25 protein-coding genes are annotated in these 25414 nt (G+C 36.7%); 12 read left to right on the top strand and 13 right to left on the bottom strand.

The features are described from left to right. Positions 1-2: 2 nt before the first annotated feature. Positions 3-215 carry a DUF951 domain-containing protein gene (locus CKV71_RS12215; RefSeq protein WP_095107140.1) on the top strand — a complete coding sequence of 71 codons (213 nt, stop codon included), beginning with the start codon at positions 3-5 and terminating at the stop codon, positions 213-215. Further along, the gene (gene ychF, locus CKV71_RS12210; protein ID WP_095107138.1) at positions 215-1312 is read left to right on the top strand and encodes a redox-regulated ATPase YchF; all 1098 of its coding nucleotides are present in this window, start codon (positions 215-217) and stop codon (positions 1310-1312) included. The genes CKV71_RS12215 and ychF overlap by 1 nt, the downstream gene beginning before the upstream one ends. Before the next feature lie 69 nt (positions 1313-1381). Here ychF and CKV71_RS12205 read toward each other — a convergent pair whose 3' ends face one another. Continuing rightward, positions 1382-2092, bottom strand: coding sequence for a dihydrofolate reductase family protein (locus CKV71_RS12205; protein WP_095107137.1), 711 nt, complete (start codon positions 2090-2092; stop codon positions 1382-1384). A gap of 353 nt (positions 2093-2445) precedes the next feature. On the opposite strand from CKV71_RS12205, the gene CKV71_RS12755 reads away from it, so the two are divergent. Together CKV71_RS12755 and CKV71_RS12195 are read left to right on the top strand one after the other, a co-directional pair. Beyond that, complete coding sequence (locus CKV71_RS12755; protein WP_269457253.1) at positions 2446-4809, top strand: putative mucin/carbohydrate-binding domain-containing protein; 2364 nt, start codon at positions 2446-2448, stop codon at positions 4807-4809. A 72-nt stretch (positions 4810-4881) separates the two neighbouring features. Beyond that, positions 4882-7476, top strand: coding sequence for an Ig-like domain-containing protein (locus tag CKV71_RS12195; RefSeq protein WP_095107135.1), 2595 nt, complete (start codon positions 4882-4884; stop codon positions 7474-7476). A gap of 193 nt (positions 7477-7669) precedes the next feature. Here the strand turns inward: CKV71_RS12195 and argF are convergent, their stop codons facing one another. The 3 genes from argF to CKV71_RS12180 all read right to left on the bottom strand — a co-directional run bounded on the left by argF (position 7670) and on the right by CKV71_RS12180 (position 9474). Beyond that, the gene (argF, locus tag CKV71_RS12190) at positions 7670-8674 is read right to left on the bottom strand and encodes an ornithine carbamoyltransferase (protein WP_095103028.1); all 1005 of its coding nucleotides are present in this window, start codon (positions 8672-8674) and stop codon (positions 7670-7672) included. 210 nt (positions 8675-8884) lie between these two features. Further along, positions 8885-9223 carry a type II toxin-antitoxin system PemK/MazF family toxin gene (locus CKV71_RS12185; protein ID WP_095107133.1) on the bottom strand — a complete coding sequence of 113 codons (339 nt, stop codon included), beginning with the start codon at positions 9221-9223 and terminating at the stop codon, positions 8885-8887. Continuing rightward, positions 9217-9474, bottom strand: coding sequence for an AbrB/MazE/SpoVT family DNA-binding domain-containing protein (locus tag CKV71_RS12180; protein WP_095107132.1), 258 nt, complete (start codon positions 9472-9474; stop codon positions 9217-9219). Before CKV71_RS12180 ends, CKV71_RS12185 begins: the two co-directional genes overlap by 7 nt. A gap of 155 nt (positions 9475-9629) precedes the next feature. Between CKV71_RS12180 and CKV71_RS12175 the strand changes: the two genes are divergently transcribed. The 7 genes from CKV71_RS12175 to CKV71_RS12145 all read left to right on the top strand — a co-directional run bounded on the left by CKV71_RS12175 (position 9630) and on the right by CKV71_RS12145 (position 14888). After that, a complete protein-coding gene (locus CKV71_RS12175) occupies positions 9630-10670 on the top strand; it encodes a thermonuclease family protein (protein ID WP_095107130.1) in 1041 nt (346 codons plus the stop codon). 145 nt (positions 10671-10815) lie between these two features. Then, complete coding sequence (rpsF, locus tag CKV71_RS12170; RefSeq protein ID WP_095107129.1) at positions 10816-11112, top strand: 30S ribosomal protein S6; 297 nt, start codon at positions 10816-10818, stop codon at positions 11110-11112. A gap of 22 nt (positions 11113-11134) precedes the next feature. Continuing rightward, positions 11135-11659 carry a single-stranded DNA-binding protein gene (gene ssb / locus CKV71_RS12165; RefSeq protein ID WP_095107126.1) on the top strand — a complete coding sequence of 175 codons (525 nt, stop codon included), beginning with the start codon at positions 11135-11137 and terminating at the stop codon, positions 11657-11659. A gap of 56 nt (positions 11660-11715) precedes the next feature. Next, on the top strand, positions 11716-11958 hold the full coding sequence (rpsR, locus tag CKV71_RS12160) for a 30S ribosomal protein S18 (RefSeq protein WP_012664058.1): 243 nt from the start codon (positions 11716-11718) through the stop codon (positions 11956-11958). Positions 11959-12570: 612 nt separating this feature from the next. Further along, positions 12571-12789, top strand: coding sequence for a hypothetical protein (locus CKV71_RS12155; RefSeq protein ID WP_095107122.1), 219 nt, complete (start codon positions 12571-12573; stop codon positions 12787-12789). A 683-nt stretch (positions 12790-13472) separates the two neighbouring features. After that, positions 13473-14066 (top strand): hypothetical protein, encoded by a 594-nt coding sequence (locus CKV71_RS12150; protein ID WP_095107120.1) that lies wholly within the window; start codon positions 13473-13475, stop codon positions 14064-14066. Positions 14067-14294: 228 nt separating this feature from the next. Next, on the top strand, positions 14295-14888 hold the full coding sequence (locus CKV71_RS12145) for a histidine phosphatase family protein (protein ID WP_095107118.1): 594 nt from the start codon (positions 14295-14297) through the stop codon (positions 14886-14888). Positions 14889-15066: 178 nt separating this feature from the next. Here the strand turns inward: CKV71_RS12145 and CKV71_RS12140 are convergent, their stop codons facing one another. The 7 genes from CKV71_RS12140 to CKV71_RS12115 form a co-directional block, all read right to left on the bottom strand. Continuing rightward, on the bottom strand, positions 15067-16233 hold the full coding sequence (locus tag CKV71_RS12140; RefSeq protein WP_095107116.1) for an ArgE/DapE family deacylase: 1167 nt from the start codon (positions 16231-16233) through the stop codon (positions 15067-15069). Positions 16234-16483: 250 nt separating this feature from the next. After that, on the bottom strand, positions 16484-17107 hold the full coding sequence (locus CKV71_RS12135) for an NDxxF motif lipoprotein (protein WP_095107114.1): 624 nt from the start codon (positions 17105-17107) through the stop codon (positions 16484-16486). A 69-nt stretch (positions 17108-17176) separates the two neighbouring features. Then, positions 17177-17806 carry a phosphatase PAP2 family protein gene (locus CKV71_RS12130; protein WP_095107112.1) on the bottom strand — a complete coding sequence of 210 codons (630 nt, stop codon included), beginning with the start codon at positions 17804-17806 and terminating at the stop codon, positions 17177-17179. Positions 17807-17915: 109 nt separating this feature from the next. After that, on the bottom strand, positions 17916-18242 hold the full coding sequence (locus CKV71_RS12460) for a hypothetical protein (RefSeq protein WP_126557865.1): 327 nt from the start codon (positions 18240-18242) through the stop codon (positions 17916-17918). 145 nt (positions 18243-18387) lie between these two features. Next, the gene (gene ahpF, locus CKV71_RS12125) at positions 18388-19911 is read right to left on the bottom strand and encodes an alkyl hydroperoxide reductase subunit F (protein ID WP_095107110.1); all 1524 of its coding nucleotides are present in this window, start codon (positions 19909-19911) and stop codon (positions 18388-18390) included. A gap of 16 nt (positions 19912-19927) precedes the next feature. Beyond that, the gene (gene ahpC / locus CKV71_RS12120) at positions 19928-20497 is read right to left on the bottom strand and encodes an alkyl hydroperoxide reductase subunit C (protein WP_095107108.1); all 570 of its coding nucleotides are present in this window, start codon (positions 20495-20497) and stop codon (positions 19928-19930) included. A 401-nt stretch (positions 20498-20898) separates the two neighbouring features. Next, entirely contained in the window at positions 20899-21678 is a 780-nt protein-coding gene (locus CKV71_RS12115) for a 2-keto-4-pentenoate hydratase (protein WP_095107107.1), read from the bottom strand. Positions 21679-21841: 163 nt separating this feature from the next. On the opposite strand from CKV71_RS12115, the gene nfsA reads away from it, so the two are divergent. Further along, positions 21842-22597, top strand: a complete 756-nt coding sequence (gene nfsA / locus CKV71_RS12110; RefSeq protein ID WP_095107105.1) for an oxygen-insensitive NADPH nitroreductase — start codon at positions 21842-21844, stop codon at positions 22595-22597. Positions 22598-22718: 121 nt separating this feature from the next. On the opposite strand, the gene CKV71_RS12105 is transcribed toward nfsA, so the two are convergent. Further along, on the bottom strand, positions 22719-24044 hold the full coding sequence (locus tag CKV71_RS12105; RefSeq protein WP_186824457.1) for an L-cystine transporter: 1326 nt from the start codon (positions 24042-24044) through the stop codon (positions 22719-22721). 385 nt (positions 24045-24429) lie between these two features. After that, positions 24430-25404, bottom strand: coding sequence for a hypothetical protein (locus CKV71_RS12100; RefSeq protein WP_095107103.1), 975 nt, complete (start codon positions 25402-25404; stop codon positions 24430-24432). Positions 25405-25414: the final 10 nt, after the last annotated feature.

The raw sequence follows: 25414 nt of genomic DNA, 5'->3' as shown, positions 1-25414 counted from the left end.
AAATGGCAGCACAGTATGGTCTCAATGATATTGTAGAAATGAAAAAAGCGCATGCTTGCGGTGCAAATCGCTTTAAAATTATACGCATGGGTGCTGATATTAGAATCAAATGCGAGAAGTGCCATCGAAGCATTATGATGCCTCGTACAGAGTTCAATAAAAAATTAAAAAAAGTACTTGTATCCAATGATACAAATGAGAAGGAGAATGAATAATGGCTTTAACAGCTGGTATCGTGGGCTTGCCGAACGTCGGAAAGTCTACACTATTTAACGCAATTACAAAAGCAGGTGCGCTTGCGGCAAACTATCCTTTTGCTACTATCGATCCTAACGTCGGAATTGTAGAAGTACCGGATTCTCGTTTGAAAGCACTCTCTGATATTGTGAATCCTAAAAAAATCATTCCGACTACTTTCGAATTTACAGATATTGCCGGAATTGTAAAAGGAGCGTCAAAAGGTGAAGGCCTTGGAAACAAATTCTTATCACATATCCGTGAAGTAGATGCGATTTGCCAAGTCGTACGTGCCTTTGATGATGAAAACGTAACACACGTTTCTGGACGTGTTGACCCATTAGATGATATTGAAGTCATTAATATGGAACTTGTTTTGGCTGATTTAGAATCAGTGGATAAACGTTTGCCACGTTTAGAAAAAATGGCGCGTCAAAAAGATAAAGATGCGGTTAATGAAGTACGTATTTTAGAACGTATTAAAGAAGCTTTAGAGGCCGGGGACCCTGTCCGCAGTCTTGAATTCAATGAAGAAGACGCTAAATATGTCAAACAAGCGCAGTTATTAACTTCTAAACCTATGATTTATATCGCTAATGTGGGTGAAGATGAAATTAATGAAGCGGATAATGAAAAGGTACAAACGATTAAAGAATACGCTGATAAAGAAGGTTCTGAAGTAATCGTTATCAGTGCAAAAATTGAAGAAGAAATTGCAACGTTGGATGAAGAAGATAAAGAAATGTTCTTGGAAGACTTAGGTATCACTGAACCTGGTCTGGATCGTTTAATCCGCAGCACTTACGACTTGCTTGGACTTGCAACATACTTTACTGCAGGTGTTCAAGAGGTGCGTGCTTGGACATTCCGTAAAGGTATGACAGCACCACAATGTGCGGGTATTATCCATACAGACTTCGAACGTGGATTTATCCGTGCAGAAGTAACAAGCTTTGAAGACTATGTAGAAAATGATGGGGAACATGGTGCGAAAGAAGCGGGTAAAATGCGCTTAGAAGGTAAAGATTATATCATGCAAGACGGCGACGTTGTACACTTCAGATTTAATGTGTAAATAAAGCTAATAAATAAACGGAAAAGTTCTTTAGTTAATCTAAGAACTTTTCCGTTTTTTTATATCATTTTAAATTTTGTAGTACAACCATACGATATTGCCATCCAATTGTTCAACGTGGTCGATTTTATAATTTTGGATGACATCACTTTTATCTTTTTCATTATTATCAAATAAATGTGGACGGTTAAAATGATCATCTACTACAGGCGCGATGATGACACTAATTTCATCAACTAGTCCTTGTTCAAAGAACGACCAGTTTACACCGCCACCGCCTGATAAAGTAAGTTTTTCTAAGTTGAATAATTGATTTAATTTAGAAACAACAGATTTTAAATCTAATTTTTTATCCGGGCCACCAAAAACATAAGAAATATTAAGGTTTCTTAAATATTCAAGGTAGGCATCAGATACCTTTTCTGAAAGTACTTCGATAACGTGCATTTTAGGTCTATCGCGGAATTCGATATAATTTTGTTCCCAAGCAGCTTTACCAGAAGGGTCAATAGAAATGACATAATGGTCTAAGTCTGTATTAGCAATAAAATCCTCATTTCTTGAATATGATTTAGGATTTTCAGGCAAGCTAGGCATTTCTTTACTTGTGAAGTTTTCTTCGATGGTTTTACGTCCTAATATCATTGCATTTGAATTGATTTTTTCATCTGCATATTCATAGGCTTTTCCTAAGTTTGCTCCGGCCGCTTTATTATAAGGGCCTGTGATATTACCATTGATTGATTCGGACATATGCAAAATTATTTTTGGTCTCGTCATCAAAATACCTCCTATTATAGTTGAAAGAAATATCATCAATCTCCTATTTATTTTTATATAATAAACGGTAACACCTGAAAGAAATATTACAAATAATAGATGTTAAAAATAGAGTAATAATACTCACATACGAAAAAAAGAGTTTAACTAGACTGAGGGAGGTCTAATTAAACTCTTTTTATTTTCGTTTCAATAATGAAATGGGACGAAACAGAAGAAAATTATTTCGTCGTACCTTCTTGCTTGGTAAACAATCATTAGAAATTTAGATTTCAGAGATGAAAAGAAGTGCTATTCATAATAATAAAATGATAAAATTGTGTAGAGTTAAAAGTGAAAGAAGGGACAACTTTATGTATCAACAACATTCAAATAAACTTTCTAGTAAAGGAGAAAGAAAGAACAAGTATCATATTAGAAAATTCAGTGCTGGAATTGCTTCGGTACTGTTTGGAAGCCTAGTATATATCAATTCAGGCAATATTGCAGAAGCTGCAGAAAATGAAATAAATCAAACCGCTTCAACAGGAAATCCAAGTCAGTCAACTATGGTTGAACAACCAAACGATAAACTTACGGCAGAAAATAATGACAATGCAACGCAGAATTCACAAGCTGTAAAAAGCCAAGAAACACCAATAGATGAAAAATTAGAAAATAAGAAAGATACAACTGTGAATCAACCTATAATTAAACCAAGAGCTGTGCCTGAAACTTCATCTGCTGCTCATCTGACAGTTGCAGCACCATCAGCCCCTGTGGAAGCGAAAAAGACAACTTATCATGCACCAGCTCCAGAAGCAAATGCTACAACTGTTGCACCGATTGAGGGAATTAAAGAACAAGTCTATTCCAAAGAAGTTGACTATTACCCAGCCTCTAAAGTAGCTAAAACTGCAGAGCAACAACGTGGTATTTATCAAGCACGTGAAAGTCTTGGACTGATAGTACCCGCAGGTAAGAATTTTTATATCCGTCAAGCACAAGGGAGCAATCAAACAGATTTGCGTGTAGATTTAATGACTGATGACAGTCCATTAATCAGAAATGCTAATGTTTCTAAAAATGGCAAGTGGACTCATATTTCCACCACTACAGATAGTACAGCTTTCTTAAGAATTCCTGCAGGATTAAATAAAAAACCAGTAGTAGAATACTACGTTGAAGGTGATTCGGGTATAACTTTGCCCACTTTCCGAAAGAATGGCAACCAACAAGAATTTGTGGAAGATTGGAAAAAACGTGATACTTCTTATGGATACGTAGATGGTGATAAAATTGCATTTTTAATCCCCCGAATTGATCTCGAGCGTATTGCTAATTTAGGTGCTAAACCTGGACGCTATAGCTTTCATAGCTTGGAAGAGATGATTGAATATTATGAGGATATTATTAATCATTATGATCGCTGGGTAGGTCTTAATGACGATATCAATTCGATTCACTATAATGTACCTCACAAATATTTTACTATTGCAGATAAACGTGGATTCGGATTAGCTTACTATTCTACAAACAACATGGGCTCAAATAGTCCTTCAATGTATGGCTATTTAGAAAAAGGATGGTTGTCGTTGCACGAAGTCGGTCATGGTTATGATGGTGCTATGACTGGTGATGGAAAGATGGAATTAATCGAAGTTGAAAATAATATTTTAGCTAACCAATATCAAACAACTGTAATGGGCATCAATGATGGATGGTTATATGAAGGCAGACAAGACAAAGTCCAAAAAGGTATCCATGACCGTATTATTAAAGCAAATGGAACATTCAAATTTGGCGGGTCAGGCTTTAGAGATCGACTTGATTTTATGACAAAAATGGTTAGATTAACCGGGATAGACGGATTCACAGATTTATGGAAAGGAATTCGCGAAGAAGAAGCTGCTTTAACGAAGTTGAATAAACCTTTTAACCAAGATGTACCACGCTGGATTAATACATTTTGGTTGGCAGAACATGGAGTGAACGGAACTGCTTATTTCGATTTATACAATATCCCAATCACACAAGATTTAAAAAATGAGCTTTCTACGTATAATAATAGTTTCGCTTATCCATTAGCAATGTTGATAGATAATCCAGAAGAACAGAAACGTTTAAAGGAAAAGTTAAACCTTTCTTCAATATACGAATTAGTGAAATCAGCTGATTTAGCAGATACTGAGCTATCTTCAAACGCAGAAATAATTTTGAATTTAAATGGACAAACATTGCCCGCAGATGTGAAAGTCAGCTTATTGGAAGGCGGAAAAGAAGTGACTCAAGCCAAAGTAGAAGACGGTAAGGCAGTCTTCCCTGCTGTAAAACCTGGCGTTTATAAGATTGCAGCCCCACTCTCTTTAGATAATGCCTTGCCGGTTAGTCAATATTTAATAGTAAGAGAGAAAGGTGATAATCAAGCTATTTTAGACTACCCTAAACATAATACAACACAAGCAATTATGACACAGCGAATATCTCTAAGAGGGTTAGGAAATTCAGAATTTGCTTATGTAGATTACAATCCTGAAAAGAAAACAGTCAAGTTTGTACAAAATAGCGGTCAACCTCATTTGTATTTTTCAGATGAATATGTCCATCTAAAAATCGAAAAAGCGGACGGCACAGTCTTATTAGACGAGTCATTTGTAGGTAATCATAACTTAAAAAGTAAAGTTCAAGATTTCAATTTAGAATATGGAGATAAAATTACCGTTCGTCATAGAGAATAAGCGGCAAGACGAGCAGTTGTACGTAAAGAAACTAACGAAGACATCAATTTACCGAATAAACATGATCAGACTGTGACTTATGTACTCACAGATAAAGGATTTACGGTTAATACAGAAACACAAGCAGATGCTGATCGCAGATACGATGAGGCAATTCAAGGGGATACAGAGAGACTTGTACTTGATATTAAAGCGCATCCAGAAAGAGATTATCGCACTAAATTATTTCATGTGATGCAAGGTGTGAAATTTGCGAGCCCAGATTTGAAGACAGAGTTAGAAATCATTTTAACTCCACTCGCTGAAAAGTATTATGTATCAACTCCGACAATAGAACCGATAGAAGCAGGTGCTGATACTTTAAGTGGAAAAGGTGACCCGGAAAGCACTATTACTGTGACGCTTCCAAACCGTCAAATCGTTAAAACCGAAGTTGATAAAGATAGCAATTGGAAAGTGCAACTTCCAGAAGATATAGTTTTAAAACATAACGATGTTACATTAGTAAAAGCTACCGGGGAATTAGGCTCAGTTAGTAAAGATGTAATTGTGACAGCGGTTGATACTCAGGCTCCTGCTCAACCAGTGATTAATCGTATTGAAGCAGGAAGTGCTGAAATTAATGGCACAAGCGAACCTGAAAGTCTCGTAATTATCACTCTGCCAGATAATCAAAAAGTTGAGAGTACAACAGATAAACAAGGCAATTGGAAAGTAACGCTTGGCACTCCATTAAATCATGGACAAAATGTTAAAGCAGAAGCTCAAGATGCTGCAGGTAATAAATCTATAATGTTATCGCAAATAGTTGAAGATACTATCTCTCCTGTGAAACCAGTAATTCAACCTATAGAAGCAGGCACAAATCATATTTCGGGAACAAGTGAACCGAACAGCACAGTAATTTTAAGTATTCCAGAAGGTAAAACATTAGAAGTACTGACAGATGCGCATGGCAATTGGGAGGCAAACTTGCAACAGATATTGAATTACAATGATGAAGTGAAAGCTGTGGCAAAAGATGTAGCCGGTAATACTTCTTCGGAATCCGGTATTATTGTCAAAGACACAAAATCACCGGCGGCTCCAGTGATTAAAGCAATTGAAGCAGGCAGTACAGAAATCAGCGGGGCAAGTGAACCGAATAGCACTGTAGTAATAACATTGCCAGATAATAAAGTAGTGGAAGTTCAAGCAGACGCACAAGGCAACTGGAAAGCGACTTTACCGTCAGTCTTGCATCATAATGGCGAAGTGAGTGCGATTGCAAAAGATCTTGCAAATAACGAATCATCAAAAGCAACGCAAATTGTTAAAGATACTAAGGCACCGACTACTCCAGCAATTAATGCAATTGAGGCAGGCAGTACAGAAATCAGCGGGGCAAGCGAACCGAATAGTACTGTAATAATAACAATTCCAGGAGATAAAATAGTGGAAGTTCAAGCAGACGCACAAGGCAACTGGAAAGCGACTTCATTGTCCGTCTTGCATCATAATGATGAAGTAAGTGCAATCGCAAAAGATATTGCGAATAACGAATCACCAAAAGCAATACAAATTGTTAAAGATACAATAGCTCCAGCCATTCCTAGTATTGAACCAGTCAAAGAATCGGATAAAAAAATAGTAGGACTGGCTGATCCATTTACAATAATTCATGTAGAATTATCAGCAAATAGTCCTATATTAATTGAAGCTGATGCATCGGGTAAGTGGGAGTACTATTTAAATGAAAAACAAAAATTAGAGGGCAATACATTAATTAAGGTATTTGCTACTGATAAAGCTGAGAATAAATCAGCTCAAAATGAAAGTTTGATTGAAGCTTTGAAATCTACTGTTGTGGAAGTGCCTGTTACAGAGGTTGAAGAAAATTTAAGTGAGCCAACATTTGAAGTAACCGAAGAAGAAATTTACGAACCATTAAAATTACCTGAAGAAGAAAATTTTGAGGAAGAAACAAGCGAAGAATTTGAAAGTACAGAAATGGAACAGCCTGAAGATCCTTTTGCTACTGCTGAAAATGAAGAAATAGAAAATGAGGAATTAGAAGCGGACGATGAGGTTAATAACTCTCAAACTGATACTTCATTAGTTTCTCAAAATACAGATGAAATAGAGGAAGAATTTGTTTCGATATCGCCGATTATTCTAGAAACAGGAGAGGAAGTTGATGCGGAAGAAGAGAATTTAAATTCAGAGAAAAATCCTCTTATTGAAAATGATGATATATATAAAGAAAATATAACATGTTCAGACAATGAGAATTTAGATATAGAAGAAAGTAAAGCGTCTATCACTCCAGTTGAGGAAGAACAATTGAAGGATGAAGACGATTTGATAATCAATAAAGAAGACAAAGAAATACTACTGGATAAGACAATAACAAAAGAAATAAGTGCAAATGTATTTAAAGCAGAAGAAAAAACTGAAGCTATTTCTCAGAGAAAAAATAAAAACTCTGTGCAAAATCTTCAAAAGGTAAAAAGTAAGTATATTGCTAAAAGAAGCAAGAGTGCGGATAAACAAGACACTGCAATCAATAAGAAACTACCTACGACAGGACAAGATAATAAGAATATATTAATAGGTGGATTACTTGTATTATTAGGAACATTATTCAGTAATAGAAGATTTAAACGTAACAATAAAGCCGAACGATAGGATATAAAAAGTACGCTAAGATATGGATTCTATAGATACCTGAGTGTATTTTATAATTTGAAATCAATGTTCGTGTTTAAAATCAGTTGTTTCTAATAAATAAGAAATTCAGAAGACTACTCGGTGTCTAAAAAGAAGAGCCACGACAAGACAATCTTGCCTTGTCGTGGCTCTTTAAGTTACTTAAAATTTATTATCCGATATCTCCTAAAGTAGCGACCATTACTGCTTTGATTGTGTGCATACGGTTTTCAGCTTCTTGGAATACTACTGAATGTTTGCCTTCGAAGACTTCATCTGTAACTTCCATTTCTTTCAAGCCGTATTTGTCTGCGATTTCTGCACCGATTTTAGTTTCATCGTTATGGAATGAAGGTAAGCAGTGCTCGAAAATCACACGTGGATTACCAGTTTTTTCAATCATTTCTTGGTTCACTTGGTAAGGTTTCAATAATTTGATACGTTCTTCCCAAACTTCGTCAGGTTCGCCCATTGATACCCAAACGTCTGTGTAAAGCACGTCAGAACCTTTCACACCTTTGTCGATGTCGTCAGTAACCAAGATTTCGCCGCCGTTTTCTTCAGCCAATTCTTTACAACGATTCAATAATTCGTCTGTTGGATTTAACTCTTTAGGACATACCAAGTGGAAACGCATACCCATAATTGCGGCACCAGCCATCAATGCGTTCGCTACGTTGTTGCGTCCGTCACCAACATATGTGAAGTTGATTTCGTGATAAGGTTTTTTCAATGTTTCTTTGGCAGTCAAGAAGTCAGCCAATACTTGCGTAGGGTGATCTTCGTCAGTCAAACCGTTCCATACCGGAACACCTGATTTTTCAGCCAATGTTTCAACAGTACGTTGAGAGAATCCGCGGTATTCGATACCGTCATACATGCCGCCGAGTACGCGAGCAGTATCTGCTGCTGTTTCTTTTTTGCCCATTTGGCTGCCTGTAGGTCCAAGATAAGTGACGTGAGCACCTTGGTCGTAAGCGGCAACTTCAAATGCGCAACGAGTACGAGTTGAGTCTTTTTCGAAAATTAATGCAATATTTTTTCCTTTCATCGTTTGTTGCTCAATACCTGCGTATTTCGCACGTTTCAAATCTTCTGAAAGGTTGAGCAAGAATTCAACTTCTTTCTGTGAAAAATCTAATAATGTTAGGAAATTTCTGTTTCTTAAGTTTTGCATTATACATACAACTCCTCTTTGTGATTGATTTCACTTTTATTATAAGCGCTTACAATTTAAAATCCAATTCAAAACATGTTTATCTACAAAACTTTCACAATTACGCAATAATTTAACAAAAAATATACTATTTTAATATTTATTTTTAACTCTTACATTATTGGTTTACCCTGCCTAGAAGTTTTAAACAAGAATTATATCAGAAGTTGCTTACTGAAATTCTATCCTGAGTATATTCGTAATAATGTCGTCAATTTGATGCATGACTTCGTGAGAAACGCTATCTACTATCCGAAAATGACGTGTACTTAAATCGAGGGTGCGGATTTGGCCGACATCAACTGTACCTTTGATATGATTTTCTAAGGTTTTCAAAGGAACATCAGTAGGGTATTTAACGGGACGGCTAGTAATTGGTGAAACCCACACGAGACTTGTTTTATCATTAAAGCTTGTACGGCTCAAGACCACACAAGGTCGGTATTTTCCTTTTTCTCGGCCTAGTATAGGATCTAAATTTACGTCGATAATTTTATATTGTTCTACCATTTTTCACGCTCCGATGCTTCACCCCATTGGTGAGTTTCGTAATCTTCATAACTACCGCCTTGTTCGAAAAATTGTTGCCATTCTTCAGAGAAATTGGGATGGCTTTCTTTTTTTAAAATAATCTGGTTGTTGCGTACTTCCTGGATTAGGACATCGCCAGGTTTTAAATTTAATTCTTTAATGACTGAATCCGGCAGAGTTACAGCGTGTGATGCGTCAGATTTAAAAATTCGTGCTTTATTTTCAGACATATTCAACACCTCTTTAAGACTATTTTAACTTAAGTGGCAAATAAAATCTGAATGTCTACTTCTTATAAATGCAAAGTAAAAAAATAATCATAGATTTATCAAAATTATAGTATAATAATGTCATAAATAAAGACATGGCAGAGGTGTACTACATAATGCAATTTTTGAGTGTGATATGTTTTATTGTATTTTTTATATTTTTAATTCGACTTATTTATTTGGCAACTACGAGAAAGCCTAAGAAAACGGCTGTTACTATCATTGCGGCCAGCCTCTTTCTAGGTATTCTTTTCACGGCAGTGAGCGGGGGAGATGAAGAGTCTTCTAAGTCTCATGAACAGAAGACGGCGCATCAAACGGATGAGAAGGCGAAGAAGTCACCGGAGAAGGATTCGGATGCTGAGAATGAAAAGGAGAAGGAGTTTAAGACTGCTCCAACGCAGAAACCTAAGGCTAAGGAGGCACCAAAAGAGGAGCTTCAGAAAGCTGAAAAAGCGGATTCTCAGAAGGAAGCGAATGGCTTGGTGCGAGAGGAAACGACTTATGCGAGGGCAGTTGATGGGGACACGGTACGTTTAATATATAATGGTAAAGAAGCTGTGTTTCGTTTGTTATTGATTGATACGCCGGAAACGAAGCATCCTACGAAGGGTGTGCAACCTTATGGTAAGGAAGCGTCGGCTTATACGAAGAATATGTTGGAAAATGCTTCGAAAATTGAAGTTGAGTTTGATAAGGGTGGTAAGACTGATAAATACGGTCGTTATTTAGCGTATGTCTATGCGGATGGCAAGATGGTTAATGATGCGTTGGTGCGTCAAGGTTTAGCGAAGGTGGCGTATGTTTATCCTCCGAGTGTTACGTACTTAGATCAATTGAAGGAAAGTCAGCGCTTAGCTCAAGAAGAGCATTTGAATATTTGGAGCGGCGATGTGCCTGCTGATACGGAGGCTCAGTCCAGTGCGCCTAGTGAAGCACAAACTTCAAAGCAGACAACAGGTCAGTCTGAGGGGAGTGTAAATTCTGGTAGTGCGACAGGGGCATCGAGTCAAAGTCCAAGCAGTAATGCAAGTGAAAGTTATGCTAATTGCACGGCGTTAAGACAAGTTCATCCTGAGGGTGTTCCGCAAGGTCATCCTGCTTATCAAGCTAAAATGGATCGTGACAAAGATGGTTACGCGTGTGAAGTGAACTAAGAAATCAGGTTGAAAAGTGCTGTAAAAAAGATTGTAAAAAGTAATTGCGTGTGCTATAATTCTTGATTGTGAGTAATGAAAATTATTCCTTGCTTGCTACATCAGATAGTAAGCCGCATAGACCACAAGGAGGTGCAAATATAAAATGAGAACTTATGAAATTATGTACGTAGTTCGTCCAAACATTGAAGACGAAGCTAGAAAAGCATTAGTTGAACGTTTCAACGGTATTTTAACTAAAGACGGTGCTGAAATCATTGAAGAAAAAGATTGGGGCAAACGTCGCCTTGCTTACGAAATTGAAGATTTCAAAGAAGGTTACTACAACATTGTACGTATCAACACTGAAGACAGTGAAGCTACAGATGAATTCCAACGTTTAGCTAAAATCAATGACGATATCATTCGTTACATTGTAATCCGCGAAGACGAAGATAAGTAAAAAACAGAATGGGGGCGTTTAAATGCTTAACAGAGTTGTATTAGTAGGACGTTTAACTAGAGATCCTGAATACAGAACGACACCCTCAGGCGTAAGTGTAGCGACTTTTACCTTAGCGGTTAATCGTACGTTTACGAATGCGCAAGGGGAACGTGAAGCAGACTTCATTAACTGTGTTGTTTTTAGAAAACAAGCAGAAAATGTAAACAATTATTTGTTTAAAGGTAGTCTTGCCGGCGTTGATGGTCGCTTACAATCACGCAGTTACGAAAACCAAGAAGGACGTCGTATTTTTGTGACAGAAGTTGTATGTGATAGTGTTCAATTCCTTGAACCTAAGTCACAAAATCAACGTCACGGCGGCCAACAATCTGGAGGCGGTAATAACCAATTCCAAGATTATGGTCAAAGTTACGGTGGACAACAACAAGGTCAAAATACGTCATCTTATCAAAATCAAAATTCATCAAAATCTGGACAATCTGACAACCCATTTGCAAATGCAAACGGCCCGATTGATATCAGTGATGATGATTTACCATTCTAATCAACGTGTAATGAACGTAGAAATTTGAAAATATCAATTAAAGGAGGCAGTTAACCATGGCAGGTGGACCAAGAAGAGGCGGACGTCGTCGTAAAAAAGTTTGTTATTTCACAGCAAACGGAATTACACACATCGACTATAAAGATACTGACTTATTAAAACGTTTTATCTCAGAACGCGGTAAAATTTTACCACGTCGTGTAACTGGCACTTCAGCTAAATATCAACGTATGTTGACTACAGCTATCAAACGTGCTCGTCATATGGCTTTATTACCATATGTTAAAGAAGAAAACTAAGATAAAACTTATAGATAAACCCCGTAGGCATCGCCTTACGGGGTTTTTTAATGTCTGAAATACTGTTGGGAGGGCGGAAAAAGGGCAGAGATGGTAGGAGAACGATGGAGAAAGACAAATTGAAATAGGAATGGCGCGAATATGATTGTTAAGTGTTAAGTGGGGATATTGGCCAAGATTGAGAGCAACGTGTCCAATAAATAGATATATTGGCCAAGATTCGAAGCAACGTGTCCAATAAACGGATATATTGGCCAAGATCGAGAGCAACGTGTCCAATAAATGGATATATTGGCCAAGATCGAGAGCAACGTGTCCAATAAATGGATATATTGGCCAAGATCGAGAGCAACGTGTCCAATAAATGGATATATTGGCCAAGATGGCGGTCAACGTGTCCGATACTTTCATAACAATTTTAATAATACAATAGTGATATGTGACTTATTTTGAAATATGGGAAGCGATATAAATGAAATAACTACTAAACAGACACATACGCACTCTTATAAATGTTTGACTCACTATACATAAAGGTAATTCAACTATTAATAGGGTTATTAAAATTAAATTATCTCGTTAGCGTATCTAATATCAAGGAGATGAACAGATATGAATGATGAAAGAAGATATGAGTTATTGAAGATGTTTTTACGACCTACTGAAGACGATGGTGAAACAACTTCTAAGAAGCAACTTAAAGAATTAAAAGACGATATTATCACTTTAAGCCACGAGGGATATGTAGATATTGATTATATAGATGGCGAAATTAATTCATGGCAAGTCACAGATGAAGGAAAGAAATTTGTAAATGAACATGGTAAATAAATTTGGAGAAGCTGAGGCAGAATTTAAAGTCTCGGCTTATTTTATTAATAGCCGAAAATGATTCGGATAAAATTATTTTACATCGAGTTTTCTCTGGGGTATTTTTTTCATTTAATAAGAAAATGAAAAAAAGGGGCTGGGACATAATAATAATAATGTCTCAACTCCTCTCTTTGAACTGGCAGTGGCTATCTGAATAGAAAATGCGCTTGTTCCTAGCTTTTTTCTATTCTAGTTAGCCTTGCCGGGGCAGAACAACGAAATAATTTTAATCAATGTTATTTCTGTTCTGCTCTCCTTCTGCAGTCATATTTAAATTATTACTATTTTTTAGGTTTGAAAGTGTCTACTAAGCTCACGATTAATTTGATAATACCACCGATAATATCTGCTACCATCATGATAAGTAACCTCCTTCGTTTTATCTTGATTTTATCGTACAAGATTTGGAGAAAGTTTTGGCGAATATTCCTTAACTCGAGGTATTATGTCCCAAAGTGTTGTGAAACGAATCTTAAATAACGGTTAAGATTCCTAACTGTAAGCGTTATTTTTTGGATGATAGTCATCAATTATATTGTGAACCGCGTTTAGCATAACTGCGTAGGGGTATACTTTCTCTGAGATGTATCCAAATACATTGGACAACTGAATAAACTCGATGGATGAAGGAGTTTTTAATTATGAGCAGAGAAGATATTAAAAAAAATGACCAAAATTATTATGACCATTTAGATCAAAGCGAACATGATGAAAGTCATTTCGACTTGCACAGAGTAGAAAGTTTACTTCAAGAATACAAAGATAATCGTGACAAATGGAATAAAGAAGAACGTACTAAAGAATTGGATATGATTGAAGAAGAAATTAAGAAACAAAAGATGCTAGTTAAAGATAGAGTGAAACCTGATAATATTCCTGAAAAAGAAAGATTGTCTAATATATCAGAAAAAGTAACGGATCAAGTGTTTGGTATATTTGAACATACCGATAGCTTTGATGAAGCTAAAAAATTCTTAGAATCATATTACCAACGCGGCAAAGTTGATATGACTTATGGTCGAGCATTTATTTTAATGTGTGAAGATTCATTACTTGCAAAAGCTAAAGACGAATATGGTAATAATGAAGAAAATGAAAAGTTGATTGACTTTATTTCTAAGAAAAATATTGAATTAGCTAAAGAAATTATGTCAGACGATTATGTTCATTTGTTAGAAGATGAGCGCGAATTTTTACTTATCTTAATGAAAAATAATAAATTAGATTTACTTTAAGTGAAACTTTAAAGTTGGGTGTGTAGGCACTCAGCTTTTTTTATTTTCGAGAAGATTTAGAAAATATTAAAATTACATAACAAAGTGACAAAACAATCATAAAATTGAATAAAAACATGTTATCATATTGTGGAATAAAATACATAATGGCGCCTATAACTTTATTATCAATAATATATTAATAAGGTAACTGGCTATAAAGGTAAGTAATAATTGGAGTGAGACAACATGGAGATTTATTTAATTCGACACGGAGAATCAACAGCAAATTATGATAATAGAAACGGAAAGCATTACTTTTGCGGTCAGCTGGATGTAGATTTGACTGAAGCGGGTATTCAATCAGCAGAAAGCTTGAAAGCGTATTTTTCAGACATACATATTGATCATATTTATGTTTCAGATTTAAAAAGAACAGTACAAACTTATGAAAATGGTTTTGATGAAACTATTCCTGTTACAATTACAGCGTTGTTAAGAGAGCGCTCTTTGGGGAAGTTTGAAGGGCATTCTAAGGACGCACTAATAAAGCAATCTGAATATCGTCCTTATTTTGAAGATCCGCTCATGTCAAATTTCAGGCATAGCTTCACACAACGTGCACCGGGCGGAGATAATTATAATGATGTGTTGGCCAGAGTGGATGAGTTTTTCTCTGAACTATTTGATAAGAAAGATAGCGTAGTAGTAATTGTAGCGCATTTAATTTGGATTCGGTGCTGCTTATTCTATTTAGGTATCATCACTGAAGAAGAATTATTTAATAAGAAAATCAAGAATACTACGCCGATTTTAGTTAATACAGACCACATCGTTTATTGATATAGTTAGGTAAAAAAAGAGGGGAGCAAGGCAATGCCGTGCTCCCGTTTCTAAACTGGCAACAGCTATCTGAATAGAAAATGCGCTTGTTCCAAGCTTTTTTCTATTCTAGTTAGCTTTGTCGGGGCGGAACAACGAAATAATTTGAACCAATATTATTTCTGTTCCGCTCCCAAGATTATTTTTGATGATCGAGATATTCTACAAACAAGGCTTCGAATAAGTCGATGAAATTAAGATAATCTTCTTTCTTTACATATTCATCAATAACATGTGCTTGGCTGGTTTCTCCAGGACCAAACATGATAAATGGGAAGTCTTCTCCTTTGTCTACTACTAAATCAGAAGCATCCGTGACGCCAGGAGAAGCTTTTTTAGGCACTTCTTTTCCTAAATATTGTTTGCTCAATGCTTGAGCTGCATCCACTAAACGGTTATCGCCTGTAGTAAATACAGGAGGGCGTGACATATACGTATCAATTTGCAAATCGCTATCTGGAGCATCGACTTTCACATTTTTAGCAATTTGCTCGAACAGTTTTTGATAACTCTCATTGTTTGCTTCGGGTATCGTTCTCACATTGAATTCTGCCTCTGCATAATCAGGTATAGAGTTGACCTGTGAGCCACCGTTAATAATAGTCGCATTTACGACGGAATCGCCTAGTAATTCATTGCTATCTTTAATTGAGTTATAGGCCTGGTTAATACGGTTGATAAAGTCCACTAAAGGATTGATTGCGTTATAACCTAAGTCCGGCATCGAACTGTGAACAGATTTACCATTTGAAGCAACGCGGATATCCATAGACCCTTTGTGCGCATAAATAATTTTATCTTGCGAAGGTTCTGCAATGACTAATGCATCCACATCGTTCATATAACCCTCTTTATAAAAAGCTTTAGCGCCATATCCCTCAATTTCTTCACCGACTGTAGCTAATAAACGAATCGTTCCGTTTTTCGGCAAGCCTTGCTCGTGCAATTCAATCATACTAATGACAAACGCTGCTAAGCCTGATTTCATATCGGCAGAACCACGACCGTGCAACCGTCCTTCATCATCTTCTGTCAATTTAAAGGGAGGTGTCTGCCATTTCGAAGCGTCACCCGGTGAAACCACATCCATATGTCCAGAGACAGCTAAGACAGGCGTTCCGCTTCCGATTTCCGCAACTAAGTTAGCACGCGAATCAGTAACTTTAATAATCGTTGACTGAATATCATGTTGCGCCAATAACGATTTCAAATATTCAGCGACTTCTAATTCATTGTCATTTACGGACTCAATACCTACTAAATCAGCTAATATTCTAATCTTCTCATCTGTACTTAATTTTCCCATAATCAACATCCCCTCATCTTATTTATCCTTATATATAATAGTATGTTCCGAAATCACATAATTCAAACAAATCACTCAACACGCATTCAAACTAATAAACACGAACATTAAATAGCGGGTTTTTCTTTGCTGTAAAAGACGAACTATGTGAGAGATAAAAACTTTTAAAGTACGCCCTGAAAAAGGGAGATTAAATCGGCATAATAAAAGCCCGCTTCACTTATCCTCAGAGTGAAGCGGGCATACATTTTTATTTATCTATTGCTTTGGTTTCTAGATTATGCGCCTTCAAGAAAGCTTTAATTTTCTTTTGCTGTTTATTATTGACGTCACCAGCATAGTTAGTTGGAACGTCTACCACATTGACTGTATTATTTGGACTGTAACTTAATTCCTCAAGTTGCTGATCTGCTTGTGCCGCTTTATGGTTAACCGCTTTGAAATATTTCTCGATACGCTTAATATCTTCTTTTTCATTTGCAGGCACTTTATTATCTTTAATATAACTTTCGAAGTTCATCTGATTCTTAGTCGCAATGTTTGCAAGATCACGTAAATCAGAATCTAACTTTTTAGAGACCTTTTGATTACCGTCATATTGTTCATCGAGTTGGTGCTGAAGCACATACTTGTTATCGATAATATCGTTGTTAGCTTTTAAGTATGCTTTCAATTTTTCATCCATTTCCTTTTCAGTCAGTTTTTTACCTTTCTCATCTGATTTGAAAATTTGGATTTTCGAAAGCGGGGTTGCATTTTTAGGTGCGTATTTTGCATTGTGGTGTTGTGAGTCGTCTGAATTCTGGCCGCATGCACTTAATACAACTGTCAGCACCAAAGCTAGTGTAATACTTATGAGATACTTTAATTTCATGAGATTTGAAACTCCTTTAATAATCTGCTTGCTCTTATCATCCATTATAGCCTATCTCTGTATCAGACCTTAAGTGTCGAAATTCTTACGTCTTGGATGACGTAAATAAGTTGTAAATGGGACATCTAAATGGTACTTCACTAAATAATGATGCGCAACTTGTAAACACAAAACTTCAAATACCAGGCTTGCAACGGTATCTGAAAAATAATGCGCGTGTAAGTAAATTCGCGAAACCATCATGATGAACACCATAATATACACGATAATATGCCAATAAAATCGGCGGAACAACATTAAGAATACTACGCCTGCTACGGCTATTGTCAACGTATGCAAACTTGGGAAGCTGTATCCTGAAATATATTCTACCGGTCTAGGACGGTGAATAAAATATTTCAAGCCGATTCCTAACAACAGAGTACAAGTCGCAAAGATAGAAGTAATATATGCGACTTGTCGATTTTTAAATAAGAGAATAAGAATGATAACGGCCATTACACCGACCATATGCCAAGGCGCAAATATCTCTGAGTAGTAGGTCAGAAATGTATGAGCATAAGGTATGTAATGGAGCAATCTCACTAAATGATAAACAGGTTCATCGATGAAGAGAATGAGATTCGATTTCACGAGAACCATTAAAGCAATTAAGATAATTAAAGTGGAAGCAATATATTTTCTGTGGATTGCTGACATATTAAAAACCTGACTTTCTGAATTAATAACTTAAATTATAGCGGATAGCACGCCTGTTGCCATCCTACTTTGGAACGAACTCATGTTTTTATTTTTGGTGAAATTCGATTTATTCATTTGTCTGATTGATATAATGCTTTACCTTTTTAGAAATGATAGTCAGGGAAAGTAAGTAAATCACTAACTCTACCAAAATCAACCAGGCATTGTGAAACTTCACTAAAGTGAAAATATCGATAATCATACATGAAAAGCTGAGATATAAAAGACGTTTGAAATACTTTAATTCGAGTACTTGGTAGTAGCGTTGAATTTCGCGCCAATCAATATGTTGCACGGTGTGATGAGAGTTGAATCCAAGGAAAAGATTTCGTGTGTTGGCAGAGGCGCTGGAAGCTTGACTGATATGAATGAGTGAAACAAGTAGTAAGAGCATAATGAACGCAAGCTCCTTTAGCTATAAAATAGAGTAACAATATATATTCTAACATAATTAAAATACAAAAAAAGAAACGGAATCCTCAATAATGTAGGGATTCCGTTTCTCTACTTTCCGTAATAATCAAAATGATAGGGAGAGATTAGTTACGGATAATATAGTCGAATGCATTCAATGCAGCATCTGCACCTGAACCCATTGCAATAATAATTTGTTTGAAGCGATCATCTGTTACATCGCCTGCAGCAAATACACCTGGCATACTTGTTTCTTGTTTACGGTCGACCATAATTTCACCATGGTCATTCGTATCAATAGCACCTTCTAACCATTCAGTGTTTGGTAATAAGCCGATTTGAACGAATACACCTTCAACATCGATTTGGTTTGTTTCGCCAGTTTTATTATCTGTATATTTAAGTCCGGTTACGTGATCTTTACCAAGAATCTCTGAAGATTGCGCGTTTTTCAAGATTTCAACATTCGGTAATTCACGTAAACGTTTTTGCAGAATTTCATCTGCACGTAAAAAGTCTTTGTATTCCACAAGTGTAACGTGTTTTACAATACCTGCTAAATCGATGGCTGCTTCAGCACCAGAGTTGCCGCCGCCGACTACTGCTACATTTTTGCCTTCGAATAGAGGGCCGTCACAGTGAGGGCAGTATGCTACACCTTTGTTTCGCAATTCATCCTCACCAGGAATATTCAGATTGCGGAAACGTGCACCTGTAGAAATAATCACTGTTTTACTTTTTAGTTTTGCATCATTATCTAAAGTTACAACAATACCGTCTTCAGTTTTCTCGATATGAGAAGCACGGATACCTTCCATTACGTCGATATCGTATTCATTAATATGCGCTTCTAAAGCAGATGAGAATTCTGGACCTGTTGTTTCTTTGACGGTAATAAAGTTTTCGATACCTGCAGTTTCGTTGACTTGGCCGCCGATACGGTCTGCAACGATGCCAGTACGTAGTCCTTTACGAGCAGTATAGATTGCAGCTGTACCGCTTGCAGGACCTCCGCCGATGACTAATACATCGTAAGGTTCTTTATTATCATATTCAGCTGGGTCTGCTTTGCTTCCTAACATGTTTAAGATGTCAGAAATACTCATGCGGCCATTACCGAATTCTTCGCCATTTAAGAACACAGCAGGTACTGCCATGATATCTTCAGATTCTTCTTTGAATACTGCGCCATCAATCATAGTGTGTGAAATATTCGGATTGAGCACACTCATTAAGTTTAGCGCTTGAACCACATCAGGACATTTATGACAGCTTAAGCTGATAAATGTTTCGAAATGAAGCGGTTGATCTAGCGCTTTAATTTGATCGATAACACTTTGTTCTTCTTTAGGAGGGCGGCCGCTGACTTGTAATAAAGCCAGAACGAGTGAGTTGAATTCATGACCTAACGGCACACCGGCAAATACAACACCAGTGCGCTCATCAGGGCGGTCTACACTAAAACTTGGTGTACGTTCTAGTGTATCCTCTTTAACAGTGATATGAGATGACATATCAGCAATTTCATCTAACAGGTCTTTCAACTCTTTAGATTTTTCGCTGTCATCATAGCTCGCTGTTAAAACCACGTCGCCTTCCATTAATTTAAGAAGTTGGGATAATTGTGATTTTAACTCTTTTTTCAGCATTTAAATGAATGCCTCCTTAAATTTTACCTACTAAGTCAAGACCTGGTTCTAAAGTTTCTCCGCCTTCTTCCCATTTAGCAGGGCAAACTTCGCCTGGATGTTGACGTACATATTGAGCAGCTTTGATTTTGTGTACTAACGTGCTTGCGTCACGGCCGATTCCGTCAGCGTTGATTTCAGCAGCTTGTACTACGCCGTCTGGGTCAACGATGAAAGTACCGCGTTGAGCTAAGCCTTTTTCTTCATCTAATACGTCGAAGTTACGAGTGATTGTTTGAGAAGGATCACCAATCATTGTATATTGCAATTTGCTGATTGCATCTGAATGGTCATGCCAAGCTTTGTGTACGAAATGAGTATCAGTTGATACTGAATAAACATTCACGCCTAATTTTTGTAATTCATCATATTGACCTTGAACGTCTTCTAATTCAGTTGGACAAACGAATGAGAAGTCAGCTGGATAGAATACTACAACGTTCCAAGAACCGCGTAATGTTTCATCTGAAACTTCGATAAATTCATCTTCTTTAGGGTTATATGCGTCTGCTGTGAATGGTAAAATTTCTTTGTTAATCAATGACATAAAATACATCCTCCTAGAAATATAAGTAGTTGATTTAGATTAGAATCCAATTAAGAAAGCTACATTGTCTTAATTATTTAATTATAATAATTCTAATCTCTTCGAAACCTATTATCACATTTACGGTATAAATAGTCAATATAAGAAACTCAATTTGAATATACCTTTATTTTCGAGGCAAATCTCTTGATTTATAAAGGTTTTTAGACCTTTCGTGCTCGTCTGCGTGAAATAAGATTTCTTAGAGATTGATACGTGCTGTGTAATATCAATTAGCGTTTCATTTTCTCAATAAAGAATAGTGATTATTAATCGCAATCACATTTCCATTATCATTATACCCACTTCACACCAGTGTATGTGCAGTGAGAAAACTTTGAAGAACTGTCTTGTTTTTGTGTTTATTTTTCAAAAGTAACTTGGATAGCGCCAGGATAACTATATTCAGCTGTATAAGTGCCTTCTTTGGCAGGGACAGGCGGTACAAAGGTACCTGATGATACGATTTCTCCTTTGTGGAGGTGTTTGCCTTGTTCATCAAGTTTGCGAATTAACCATTTCAATGCTTCAATCGGATTATCCAAGACATCAGAAGACACGCCTGTCGCAATTTCTTCATCATTATGAGAAAGTTTTAACGTAATCTTTGCAAAGTCTTCATAAGAAACGGGGTCTGCTGCTTCACCGAGTGCTACTAATCCAGAAGCGGTATTATCTGAAATCAGATCGCCTAAAGTGAAGTTAGGGAACCAGTCGATATAACGTGCATCAGGTATTTCAATACCAGGGGCTACTTTAATACTTTGTAAAATTTCTTCATCTGAAGCACTGATAGTTAAATCTGCAGTCAAGACAAAGACTAATTCAGGTTCAATCAACGGTGCGAACAGTTTGGATAAAGCCACTGTATCTCCGGATTTGACCACCTTGTTAGATAAGATAGTGCCATATGCAGGTTCATCTGTACTTGCATAGGCCTGTGTTTCAGCGCTGGTCATACTCACTTTATAGCCGGCAATTTCACTATTGTCAGCCTTTTTAAGTTCTGAAATCAATTCGTCTTGAATTTGATAAGCGACAGGCTCCTCTACTTCATAAGTTTTAGAAATAAATTCTACCGGTTCATGATTTTGTTGCGCTTTGAATAATGTGTTGACGATTTCTTTTTTGTGTTGAGTCACAAAAACCACTCCTTTTATCAGAATATTACTATTATTAGAATAACTTTAATTGAAAAAACTTTCAAAGCGTTTATTTTTATATCTGACTGAAGAGAAGGTAGAATAGGAAACAGTATGATAACTTTAACTATTTAAAGCTAATAAATTGGAGGCGGAATGTTTTATGTCAGATATGATTGAACAATTAATGAATCGACATCATTCAGTAAGAAAATTCAAACAAGAACCATTAAGTAAAGAAACTGTGAAACAGTTGGTACAAGCGGGACAAAGCGCTTCAACTTCTAGTTATTTACAAACATACTCAGTTATCGGTATCACTGATCCTGAGATTAAAAAAGCATTGCGCGAAGTTTCTGGACAAGCTTATGTAGAAGAAAATGGTTACTTATTTATGTTTGTAATGGATTATCATCGTCATGAATTAATTAATGAACAAATTGACGGAGACATGGAAAAATCATTCCAATCTGCTGAAGGATTGCTAGTAGGAACTATTGATGTTGCGTTATTAGCACAAAATATGGCGGTAGCAGCCGAAAGTTTAGGATTAGGTATCGTTTACTTAGGTTCAATGAGAAACGATGTAGCTCGTGTGAAAGAACTCTTGAAATTGCCTGAGTACACTTTCCCATTATTTGGTATGGCAGTAGGAGAGCCGGCTGATGATGAAAATGGTGCACCGAAACCGCGTCTACCATTTGAAAGTGTCTTCCATGAAAATGAATACAATCAAGATAAAGCAGATCAATTAGCTTACTTGAAAGAATTTGATACAGAAGTCAGTGAATATTATAAAAAACGTACTGGCGGACAACGTAGTGAAACTTGGTCACAACAAATTGCTGGTTTCTTAGGTTCTAAACAACGTGCAGACATGTTGGATGAATTGCATAAATCTGGATTTATTGAAAGATAAGAGTTTATTAGCGAGTGGGGTTCTCTTGAAGAGAATCCTGCTCTTTTTTTATTTTTTTTTCAAAAAGAAAAGTACTGACGGTAAGGTCAACACCTCAGTCAGTACTCTAACTCTGATTATCTTAATAATCTGTGCTTAAATCACCATATTGGTTTGAATTGAATTTTTCTTTATCAAGATTGTTTGTAAGTTTTGCTGTGCCTGTGCCTGCTAACATAGAGTCATTTACATTCAACGCTGTACGTCCCATATCGATTAATGGTTCGACTGAAATTAAGACCCCTGCAAGTGCGACTGGCAAGTTCAGTGTTGATAAAACTAAGATGGCTGCGAAAGTTGCGCCGCCACCGACTCCAGCTACACCGAATGAACAGATGACTACTACTGCTACTAATGTAATGATGAATTGGAAGTCAACTTGTACGTGTGCCACAGGTGCAACCATTACGGCAAGCATAGCAGGATAGATACCTGCACAACCGTTTTGGCCGATGGAAAGGCCGAATGAAGCGGATAAGTTCGCAATACCTTCGGGAACACCTAAACGTGATTTCTGCGTTTGCACGTTTAATGGTAATGCGCCTGCACTTGAACGTGAAGTAAAGGCGAAAATAAGAACTTCTGCTGTCTTTCTTAAATAACGCCAAGGATTTAATCCAAGCACTCCTACAATAATCAAGTGAATGATGAACATGGTGATTAAGGCTGCATAAGAAGCGAGAACGAATTTTCCGAGCGTCCAAATTGCGCCGAAATCACTTGTGGCAATTGTAGAAGCCATAATCGCTAAGATACCGTATGGCGTTAAGCGCAAGACGAAAGTAACGATAGACATGATTAATGAATAAACGGCTTCAATACCACGTTTAACAATATGTCCATTGTCTGGTTGTTTGCGTGCAACACGTAAGTAGGCAAAGCCGATAAATGTTGCAAAGATAACTACTGCAATGGTAGAAGTTGTACGTTGACCTGTGAAATCTAAGAACGGATTAGTAGGTAATAATTCTAAGATTTGTTGTGGCAAGGTACTTGCGGTCATTTCTTTAGCTTTTTGAGAAATTTCTGTTCCACGAGCATGTTCAGCGCTTCCTAAATCAATAGATGAAGCATCTAAACCGAATACTAGTGCTGAAATGATACCGATGATAGCGGCTACAGCGACTGTACCGATGAGAAAAACGAAAATGAAGAAACCAATTTTCGCGAATTTTTCACCTAATTGAATTTTAGTGAATGCTGAAACAATACTGATGAAAATCAATGGCATGACAATCATTTGTAATAAGGCGACGTAACCATCTCCGACGATGCTGAACCAGTCTGTAGTTGTCGTAGTAATCTTTGAATCTGATCCGTAAGCGAGATGCAGAATCGCTCCTAATACAATTCCAATGCCTAATGCTGCGAAGACACGTTTAGAGAAAGCCACGTGTTTCTTCGCCATGAAAAATAATCCTATGATGAGAAGTAAAAATACAATGATGTTAAGAATGATAAAACCCAATCGAATCGAAACTTCCTTTCTTCTGTTAATTTAATATTGTAAGAAGCACAATTATGAGTTTTAAATAGCATTTATGTAGAAAGTTCACGTATCCCTAGCCCAATTGTAGACATGAATAATTACAAAAGACAAATTAAGAGTAGATATCTATTGTTAAATGATTATTAATGCTATTTAAATCCTTAGTAAATATATCGTATTTATCAACACGGGTCAATGGCGGTTTTGATAGGGGGAGGAATAGAATTAACTGTGAGTAAAGGATGGTATATAGAAAAAGAACTGAGACCTCAATAAAAGTCTCAGTTCTGTATATCCTAATTAGTTACATTCCGAATAAACGTGCGAAGAAACCTTTCTTCTCTTGTTTATGCTGAGCAGAAGGTTGGTGTTCATTACGTGGAGCATCCACAGGAACTTCTGGCTCAGGTGTTGTAGTTTCAGGTGTGCCTTGTACTTCAGATGAAGGTACACTGTTTGAATCTTTTTGTTTTGAAGAAGATTGATTTTCAGTTTTAGACTTATCTTCTTTATCAGTAGAAGCAGCAGACGCTTTAGGTTTAGTTTCAGATTGAGCAGAAGCAGTTGTTTTGCTTTCTTCTTTCTTCTCAGGTTTTGCTGAAACGGCTGCACCTTTGAAATCTGCTGTAGAATTTGATTTTTCATTTTGAGATGTTGCTTTAGCAGGTTCAGATTTAGCGGAAGAAGCGGTAGTTGATTTTGATGCTCCAGGTTTAGTTTCTTGTTTAGCTTCTTGCGGTTGAGACAACACTTTAGCTGTATTTGATTCCACAGCTTTAGTATTATCTGCTACTGCTTTAGCATGTTCTTGTTGCGCTGTCTCGATCGCTTTCAATGTTTCGGCATGTTGATCAAGCTTATCAGTCAACTTTTGCTGCAATGTTTGCAAGTCCTTTTGTTGCTGATGTACTTGAGAAATCATTTGACCGAGCATTTGACGTTCTTCGCGCATTTTTGCAATGTCATTATGCAAGTCGTTTAAAATCTTAGCGAAATTTTGGTCGCTTGGAAGATTTTCTTCGTCTTCTTTAACAACAATTTGCAAGAAGTCGTTTTCTTTTTCTAATTCTTCAAAAGCTAATTCGTAGCTGTTTGTTTTTTTAACTTTCTCAGCAATTTCTTTAAATAGTTCGATATCTTCTTCTTGGAAGTCAGTCGCTTCACGGCCGCGATATTCTGTTTTATTTAAATGGTATCCGCGTTCTTCTAAATGTTGAACGATTTTACGTACTTGTTTCTCGCTCAATTCAACGCGTTGGGCAAATTCTTTTGTTAGCATCTAATCAGTA

Origin of the sequence: Staphylococcus piscifermentans, from assembly GCF_900186985.1 — a bacterium.
Lineage (GTDB): Bacteria > Bacillota > Bacilli > Staphylococcales > Staphylococcaceae > Staphylococcus > Staphylococcus piscifermentans.
This window is presented reverse-complemented; position numbering and strand designations above follow the sequence as displayed.

Excerpts from the sequence above, each read along its gene's own strand:
- CKV71_RS12180 (WP_095107132.1), bottom strand. The coding sequence starts at position 9,474 with ATGTCTGAAAATAAAGCACGAATTTTTAAATCTGACGCATCACACGCT.
- ychF (WP_095107138.1), top strand. The coding sequence starts at position 215 with ATGGCTTTAACAGCTGGTATCGTGGGCTTGCCGAACGTCGGAAAGTCT.
- ahpC (WP_095107108.1), bottom strand. The coding sequence starts at position 20,497 with ATGTCATTGATTAACAAAGAAATTTTACCATTCACAGCAGACGCATAT.
- CKV71_RS12155 (WP_095107122.1), top strand. The coding sequence starts at position 12,571 with ATGAATGATGAAAGAAGATATGAGTTATTGAAGATGTTTTTACGACCT.
- CKV71_RS12105 (WP_186824457.1), bottom strand. The coding sequence starts at position 24,044 with ATGGCGAAGAAACACGTGGCTTTCTCTAAACGTGTCTTCGCAGCATTA.
- argF (WP_095103028.1), bottom strand. The coding sequence starts at position 8,674 with ATGCAAAACTTAAGAAACAGAAATTTCCTAACATTATTAGATTTTTCA.
- ssb (WP_095107126.1), top strand. The coding sequence starts at position 11,135 with ATGCTTAACAGAGTTGTATTAGTAGGACGTTTAACTAGAGATCCTGAA.
- CKV71_RS12140 (WP_095107116.1), bottom strand. The coding sequence starts at position 16,233 with ATGGGAAAATTAAGTACAGATGAGAAGATTAGAATATTAGCTGATTTA.
- CKV71_RS12175 (WP_095107130.1), top strand. The coding sequence starts at position 9,630 with ATGCAATTTTTGAGTGTGATATGTTTTATTGTATTTTTTATATTTTTA.
- CKV71_RS12135 (WP_095107114.1), bottom strand. The coding sequence starts at position 17,107 with ATGAAATTAAAGTATCTCATAAGTATTACACTAGCTTTGGTGCTGACA.
- CKV71_RS12755 (WP_269457253.1), top strand. The coding sequence starts at position 2,446 with ATGTATCAACAACATTCAAATAAACTTTCTAGTAAAGGAGAAAGAAAG.
- CKV71_RS12100 (WP_095107103.1), bottom strand. The coding sequence starts at position 25,404 with ATGCTAACAAAAGAATTTGCCCAACGCGTTGAATTGAGCGAGAAACAA.
- CKV71_RS12185 (WP_095107133.1), bottom strand. The coding sequence starts at position 9,223 with ATGGTAGAACAATATAAAATTATCGACGTAAATTTAGATCCTATACTA.
- nfsA (WP_095107105.1), top strand. The coding sequence starts at position 21,842 with ATGTCAGATATGATTGAACAATTAATGAATCGACATCATTCAGTAAGA.
- rpsF (WP_095107129.1), top strand. The coding sequence starts at position 10,816 with ATGAGAACTTATGAAATTATGTACGTAGTTCGTCCAAACATTGAAGAC.
- CKV71_RS12205 (WP_095107137.1), bottom strand. The coding sequence starts at position 2,092 with ATGACGAGACCAAAAATAATTTTGCATATGTCCGAATCAATCAATGGT.
- CKV71_RS12130 (WP_095107112.1), bottom strand. The coding sequence starts at position 17,806 with ATGTCAGCAATCCACAGAAAATATATTGCTTCCACTTTAATTATCTTA.
- CKV71_RS12145 (WP_095107118.1), top strand. The coding sequence starts at position 14,295 with ATGGAGATTTATTTAATTCGACACGGAGAATCAACAGCAAATTATGAT.
- CKV71_RS12215 (WP_095107140.1), top strand. The coding sequence starts at position 3 with ATGGCAGCACAGTATGGTCTCAATGATATTGTAGAAATGAAAAAAGCG.
- CKV71_RS12150 (WP_095107120.1), top strand. The coding sequence starts at position 13,473 with ATGAGCAGAGAAGATATTAAAAAAAATGACCAAAATTATTATGACCAT.
- CKV71_RS12460 (WP_126557865.1), bottom strand. The coding sequence starts at position 18,242 with ATGCTCTTACTACTTGTTTCACTCATTCATATCAGTCAAGCTTCCAGC.
- ahpF (WP_095107110.1), bottom strand. The coding sequence starts at position 19,911 with ATGCTGAAAAAAGAGTTAAAATCACAATTATCCCAACTTCTTAAATTA.
- rpsR (WP_012664058.1), top strand. The coding sequence starts at position 11,716 with ATGGCAGGTGGACCAAGAAGAGGCGGACGTCGTCGTAAAAAAGTTTGT.